The sequence below is a fragment of the Erwinia sp. OLFS4 genome (assembly GCF_002752165.1).
Classification (GTDB): Bacteria; Pseudomonadota; Gammaproteobacteria; order Enterobacterales; family Enterobacteriaceae; genus Izhakiella.
Map to the genome: position 1 here is coordinate 1 of NZ_MOMB01000027.1, position 7,077 is coordinate 7,077.

Here is a 7,077-nt window from a genome sequence, read left to right on the forward strand (position 1 = left end):
CGCGATCAACAACCTGTTTGACTGCTTCAATTTTAAACTCTTCAGGATAACGCTTACCGCTCATGGGCACCTCTCTTTAAGTCATCTTAAATGACTCTGAGGTGTCTGTTAAACCCGTGGCGATTCATTAAGTGCCTTCAGATAAACTCTGTCAATGTGCCGCATACTGCCGCTTTTAGGTATTGATGCCCTGCCATGGAGACAGCGCCAGTTATCAATTATCAGTGTGTCGCCGCGTTCAAGAAGAGTGAGTTTTAGTGGTTTAATTTCATGCAGAAAATAATTTACTCTATCAAATAGTTCTTTTGATAAGTCAGTGGCTGGCTTTAAATAGATACTATCCCAGCGTACTCGAAAAAAATCAGAAGACTCAGTAGCTTCCAACAATGTCATTAGCTGTTTTTCATTTCTCACAGGGCGTCGAGGTTGTACGAGAACCATACGAAGTGTTTGAACACCAAATTTTTTTATCAGCAAAAGGCTGTCATATATATGTGTTGCCACATCCTCTGATCCATTTAGACAACGCAGTACCAAATATCGGGGAGGCACTGCCCAATGAGCAAGATCGGTATGTAATGGAAAAGTAGAGGTTCCAAAATTTCCACTGTAAGTATTTGGAGGAGCATCAGAGAGACTGGACGGAATGAGTGTCTGCACTGAGTTTAATCCTTCAACAATATCTACTTCACCAAGAGCAGAACATACTTCAAGTGAAGGTACTTCAGGTTTATAACTGTTTAAAATCGCATAGCCATTAGTCTCAAGGTTATTGATAATGGACACAGTCATAAACTCATCTCAATTAAAATTTTTTTCCCAGTTTCCTTCAGGCTTCCATCTCCATTGACGTATGCATAAAGCGTCGTGGTCGTGATACCCAAACGATGTGCTATTTCAATAGCACTGGCTTTCGGATCGGCCATTGCGGCCATAGCCATCATTATCGTTGCCCGATCCATTTTACGAGGTCGCCCACCAAGACGCCCTCTTGCTCTGGCTGCTGCAAGCCCCGCCTGTGTACGTTCGGCAATCAGCTCTCGCTCGAACTCAGCCAGTGCAGCAAAAATGCCAAAAAACAGTCGTCCATTCGAGGTCGTCGTGTCAATTTGGGCGCCAGCACCCGCCAGAACTTTTAAACCAACGTCTCTGGCACGCAAATCATCTACTGTGGTCACTAAATGTTTTAAATCGCGTCCCAGCCTATCTAGTTTCCAAACGACCAAAGTATTACCTGGCTGAAGGGCTTTGAGGCAAGCATTTAATCCGGGTCGATCATCTTTCCGGCCTGATGCCAAATCTTCATAGATGCGATTTTGCTCAACACCGGCAGCAATTAAGATATCGCGCTGGGGCGCAAGCGTTTGGCTGCCATCATTTTTTGAAACACGAACATATCCGACAAGCATGATTGATTTTTGTGTACAAGAAAAGATAAAACTAAGGCTATAATATTGCGTTGATTTTCTCAATGAGTTTTCTTGTGATTTTTTTACTTTATGCGCGCGTTTTCTTGAATACAAGATAAACGGTCGTTTTTCTTGTGCCATATCTTTTTTTGGTTTTCCAAATTGCAACCAAATGATACTGCTTACCCCCGATTCAAAAGTCGTCTGGCCCAAACAGAATTGGAGCATTTTTACACGGTGACTGATGCTGAACGAGCCTGTTGCGACAGCACGACTCGTTCAACTACCACGCGCTTAGGATTTGCTTTGTTTTTAAAAACCTACCAACGACTGGGCTATTTGGGGTCAGTTGGGATATCGAAAATTATTGTACGTTAAGACTATTTTTTGACCCTTTCGACTTTAGCTGGTCTCAGCCGTCGAAACTTACCGGAAGCAGGTATCCGGTTGCTTTTCCAGATATAATCGCCTGTAAGATTGATGTGCTCCCAGCCTAACGGCGACAAATGTGACAGCAGTTGCTCGTTGATCTTAACCCCTTTACGCTTCAGGGCATCGACCGCTCTTTCCATATAAACAGTATTCCACAGCGAGATAGCAGCCGTCAGCAGCGTCAGTCCACTGGCGCGATAGCTCTGATTTTCCGGTTTTCGGTCCCTGATTTCACCCAGGCGGTGCAGGAATACCGCACGCGCCAGCGCGTTACGGGCTTCTCCTTTATTCAGTCCCGCCTGTACCCGCCGACGAAGTGCCGGATCGCGGAACCAGTCGAGCATAAACAGAGTTCGTTCGATACGGCCAATTTCCCTCAGTGCTTTGGCAAGTCCGTTTTGCTTGGGGTAGCTGGCAAGCTTTTTCAGCATCAGGGATGCCGTCACGGTTCCCTGCTTTATCGAGGTTGCCAGACGCAGCACTTCACGCCAGTGAATTTCGATCTCTTTCAGATTCAGGCTGGTCGTTGATATCAGTGACTGAAGCGCCGGGTATTGGTCTGCTTTCCCTTTGATAAACAGCTTCTTGTCGTGGAGATCCCTGATTCGCGGACAGAACGCAAACCCCAGCAGATGCATCAGGGCAAAGACATGATCGGTGAAACCAGCAGTATCGGTGTAATGCTCCCTGATTTCCAGATCGCTTTCGTGGCAGCAGGCCATCGAGAACATGGGTTGAATCCCTGACCCGACTGATTATGCAGGTGTAAAACGGGCTGTATTGATCCGAAATATGGGTATAAAACTGACGTCCAGGCTCCTGCCCATATTTCGGGTTAATCTGCCCTGCGTAGCGACCTATGCTGCCTGTTCTGAAATTTTGTCCGTCTGATGATGACGCTGTCCCGTCCCCCCAGAATGCCGCCAGCGGTCTTTTCCCCTGCGCATTTACCAGTTCTGCAAGAGCGGCTGAATAGGTTTCATCACGGATGTACCATGCCTGAATATCTTCGAGTGATGATTTGGTGCTCCCGGGGCAGGCTTCTGCCATTTTGGTCAGGCCAAGATTGATGCCATCAGCAAGAATGGTGGTGAGGAGCAGGCGGGTATCAGGACGGGTAATGTCATTTTTTATATGCGGAAAATGTCGGGTAAACGTCGTCCAGCTGTTTACCTCATCGAGAATTTCCGTGATTTTAGGCCGCGGTAGCATGCTGTAAACCAGCTCCGCCAGCGGTGAAACCTGCGCCGGAACGCAGTTATCCAGCGGAGAGACTTTTACGCCCCTGTCAGATATTTCCACATCGGGCAGTTCACCAAGGGCAGCCATGGCATTGACCTCTTCAAGTCTGGACTGAAGCAGGGTCATACGGCTGGTAATGTACTCTTGATAATCAGCAGATACGGGCAATGGCAGCGCCGGTGTGAGTTTGTTAAAGTCCTTTTCGGGAATGAGATAATCATCAAAATTTTTGTAGCGGCGTGAACCTTTAACCCAGATGTCCCCGGAGCGCAATGCTCCCTTAAGTTCGCTGAGTGCACAAAATTCATAATACTGCCGGTCAATACCCGCAGGTGTAATCACCACCTTGCGCCAGCTTTCTGGGACAAACTCAAGCGGCGCTGTCGCCGGAACTTTACGTGACTGCTTCCGGTACATATCCTTGATCACAACCAGCGCATCAGCCAGAGGCTGCGCTGTCGGGGTGGCGACTAACTGTAAAGCGGACAACATGCGCGGGGCATATTTCCGTAATGTGCTGTATTTCTCAGTAATGATATGCAGCGGGTCAAAATTATTTTTTCTGGCGAGATGGCGTGTTTCCTCCAGACTGGCGACAAATTCAGGCCATGGGAGTATGTTTTCTATTGCGAGCCATGGATCGCCACCGGAATCACGGGCATCAGACAGCGCCTGACCGACATCGATGTACTGCTTCAGTTTGGACTGGATCAGCTTTCCGGTCTGCTGAAGGCGCTCAGCCTGTGTTCTTTTGGCCTTGCTGAAAAGGCTGCTCAGCATGCGCTCATGCAGCTCAATCACTTCATCCGTCAGTGTGGCTCTGGCTTCTTCCAGCACGCACACCAGGATCGCATGACGTCGGGCAGCTGAAAATCGGGTCAAATCCCGGCTACTCATCTTTCGGCCTTCCCGCGCCAGTTTCAACAACCGGTTCTGGTGAATGGTACGATCTATACCTTCCGGTAATGCCAGCGATTTAATGCTGCTGAGCCTATCAAGATGTTGCAGCACGTTCTTACCATTAATCTTACCCGGTGGTTGCAGAAGCCATGTCAGCCTGGAAGGCTGATTATCTGATGACTCAAGTAAACTATCCAGGGCATCCCTGTGAGCGGGAGTTAACGGGGCATTCAGGGTCTGAAATACGATTTTATCGCCGCCTGCCATGGCCTCCACACATGTACGCTCCACTACATCAATCGCGGGGATTATCACGCTGTTCTGCCGGAGCCAGACCAGTAACTCTTCGGCCAGGAGAATACCTTTATCGGTGCGCGTCGCCATCGACATCAGATGTGTAATACATTCCTGCTGTATTTTTCCGGTGAACGCCTTTACGCCAAGATAGCGGTACAGTTCGGTTAAATGCTCACGCCGGGTCGTATCCCTGCCGGAAAGGTAAGCAGGCCAGAGATCCCCGGTGAGTTTTAGCTTGCTGGCGATATGCTTCAGCAGCGCATCTGAGGGTGGGATTTTTTTATCCGGGGCAAAGCCGACATTTTTCAGATAGCAAAGAAGGACGGCAAAACCAAAACGGCTGGCAGGTTTACGGTGAGCACTGATAAGCGCCAGATCATGCTCACTGAAATATGCCATTCGGGTCAGCGTTAACTCATCGTCTGGCAATGCCAGTAATGATTCTCTTTCCGACAGAGAAAGAATCTGCCTCCTTGCCATATAGTTTTCCTCGTAAATTATTCAGTACGGTATTTTTAACAAAACCAGATATGGTATAAGAGTATACCCTTATGCCATAACCAAAGCGTGACGGCTCACGATAAATGACATAACCTATATGCGATAGAATAAATGCAATAACCTAAATGCGATAACATGGTGAAAAAATGTTCATCAGAGCTTATTTAAGGGCATCGACGGAAGATCAGTTCGCCGATCGGGCAAAAGAGATGCTGGAGCAGTTCGTTCAGGAGCGGGGGCATAAAATCGCCAGTTACTACCGGGAGAATATCAGCGGTACAAAACTTGACCGCCCGGAACTGGGGCGTTTACTGATGGACAGTCACCGCAATGATATTTTGCTGGTCGAGCAGATAGACCGTCTGACCCGTCTGAGCAACAGCGACTGGATGACGCTTAAAAAGCAGATCGAGCAACACGAGCTGCGGATTGTCAGCCTGGATGTGCCCACTTCATGGCAGGCACTGTCAGATAAAGCTCCTTCGCAGGCTGATCCAATCACCCGCGCCGTGATAACCGCCATCAATAACATGCTTATCGATCTGATGGCCGCGATGTCACATAAGGACTGGCTGAGCCGCCGCCAGCGGCAAAAACAGGGAATTGAGCGGGCACATACGCTGAGTAGATACCGGGGAAAACAGGCCGACCAGGGACGGCACCAGAAAGTGATGTACTATCGGCAGGTAAAAAAACTCAGCATCCGCGAAACGGCAGATGCCACAGGTTACAGTCCCTCACAGATATGTCGAATTCAGGCTCTGTACAGACCGGAGAGTAAGAATGAAAGCTAAGATATTATTTCTGATATTAATACTGTCCAGTATCAGCAACATCACGGCAGTAAATGCAAGGTTAAATTCAGATGAGAGCGTTTTAATTAATTACATTGATAAACATAAAAAAAACCAACTAAAAATGCTCGAGGACCTGGTCAATATCAATAGTGGCACGGGAAATCGCCCCGGAGTTGAAAAAGTTGGGGAGCGGGTCAGAATTGAATTAGATGACCTGGGTTTCAAAACACAGTGGGTCCATCTCCCCGCATCTATGAAACATGCCGGTAGTTTAGTCGCTACGCATAGCGGTCCGGGAAAGAAAATTTTGATAATTGGCCACCTGGATACAGTTTTTCCTTCCAACAGCCCTTTTCAGTCATTTACGCTTTCGCCAGATCAACTATCAGCAACAGGACCGGGAGTCATTGATGATAAAGGTGGCATAGTCACTATTTTATATACACTCAAGGCGCTGAATCACGCAGGAAAATTGAAGTCTGCCAACATAACGGTGGTATTTACCGGGGATGAAGAACAGGCAGCAAAGCCAACCTCCATCTCACGTAAAGCACTGAGGGAAGCCGCTCAGGACAGTGATATTGCATTGGGATTCGAATTTTCGCTGGCCGAAAATCAGCTGGTAACAGGAAGACGAGGATTGAGCGAATGGTACCTTTCCGGCAGGGGTAAATCAGGACACTCCTCTAAAATATTCCAGACTGCATCAGGGGATGGTGCCATTTATGAAACGGCGCGGGTGCTAAACAGTTTTCGAACCACCCTTTCGAATATTCCGGGGTTAACGCTTAATCCAGGCATTATCCTCGGAGGGCAGACTGTTAACGAAGATACGCAGCAAAACACCGGAAGCGCCAGCGGACAGAAGACAATCATTGCAGCTCAGACACTTGTGCATGGTGATTTGCGATTTTTATCAGATGAACAAAAACGAATGGCTGAGCAAAAGATGCGTGAAATTACGATGACCGCGTTATCACTAACCTCCAGCCAGTTGATATTCAAAAACATAATACCTGCTATGCCGGAGAAAAATGAGAACAGGCAGATCTTAGCTGAGTTCAGCGATATTAGTGTGGCTTTGGGAGGATCGAGCTTACAGGCTGTGTCGGCCGCTGAACGTGGGGGGGCAGATATTTCTTATATTGCACAATATGTTGCCGCGAGTATTGATGGTCTTGGCCCCTGGGGAAGGGGGGCTCATAGTCAGGATGAGACCCTGGAAGTCAAGTCTCTCCCTGAAGTGACTAAAAGAGCGGCTATTTTTATCAGCCGCCATTTGAATTAATCATTTAACCAATTTTCATAACATGGTTAAAAAACAGCCTTAACGTACAATAATTTTCGATATCCAAACTGACCCCTTCCGGTAGAGAGCATGAAAAACCCTGGGGCAGTCATCGAATAGCTCATTTGCTGGGACTAGAATAACCGCCACCATTTCATAACAATACCTGCTGGCTATGAAGATCTACGTCATCAAAATAGCAGTTCGTGGA

Annotated in this window: 5 protein-coding genes and 1 pseudogene; 3 read left to right on the forward strand and 3 right to left on the reverse strand. The window is 47.7% G+C overall.

Annotated elements, in window-relative coordinates; all coding sequences use genetic code 11:
* Positions 1 to 108: 108 nt before the first annotated feature.
* Together BL249_RS06455 and BL249_RS06460 are read right to left on the reverse strand one after the other, a co-directional pair.
* The gene (locus BL249_RS06455) at positions 109 to 792 is read right to left on the reverse strand and encodes a TauD/TfdA family dioxygenase (RefSeq protein WP_099707627.1); all 684 of its coding nucleotides are present in this window, start codon (positions 790 to 792) and stop codon (positions 109 to 111) included.
* Complete coding sequence (locus BL249_RS06460; protein WP_099707631.1) at positions 789 to 1,409, reverse strand: recombinase family protein; 621 nt, start codon at positions 1,407 to 1,409, stop codon at positions 789 to 791. The genes BL249_RS06455 and BL249_RS06460 overlap by 4 nt, the downstream gene beginning before the upstream one ends.
* A gap of 162 nt (positions 1,410 to 1,571) precedes the next feature.
* Between BL249_RS06460 and BL249_RS06465 the strand changes: the two genes are divergently transcribed.
* Positions 1,572 to 1,787, forward strand: a complete 216-nt coding sequence (locus BL249_RS06465) for a DUF4158 domain-containing protein (RefSeq protein WP_158233132.1) — start codon at positions 1,572 to 1,574, stop codon at positions 1,785 to 1,787.
* 2 nt (positions 1,788 to 1,789) lie between these two features.
* Here BL249_RS06465 and BL249_RS06470 read toward each other — a convergent pair.
* Positions 1,790 to 4,760: pseudogene (locus tag BL249_RS06470) on the reverse strand (Tn3 family transposase).
* 167 nt (positions 4,761 to 4,927) lie between these two features.
* Between BL249_RS06470 and BL249_RS06475 the strand changes: the two are divergent.
* Together BL249_RS06475 and BL249_RS06480 are read left to right on the forward strand one after the other, a co-directional pair.
* Positions 4,928 to 5,575 carry a recombinase family protein gene (locus BL249_RS06475; RefSeq protein ID WP_099707629.1) on the forward strand — a complete coding sequence of 216 codons (648 nt, stop codon included), beginning with the start codon at positions 4,928 to 4,930 and terminating at the stop codon, positions 5,573 to 5,575.
* Positions 5,565 to 6,866, forward strand: a complete 1,302-nt coding sequence (locus BL249_RS06480) for a M20 family metallopeptidase (protein ID WP_099707630.1) — start codon at positions 5,565 to 5,567, stop codon at positions 6,864 to 6,866. Before BL249_RS06475 ends, BL249_RS06480 begins: the two co-directional genes overlap by 11 nt.
* Positions 6,867 to 7,077: the final 211 nt, after the last annotated feature.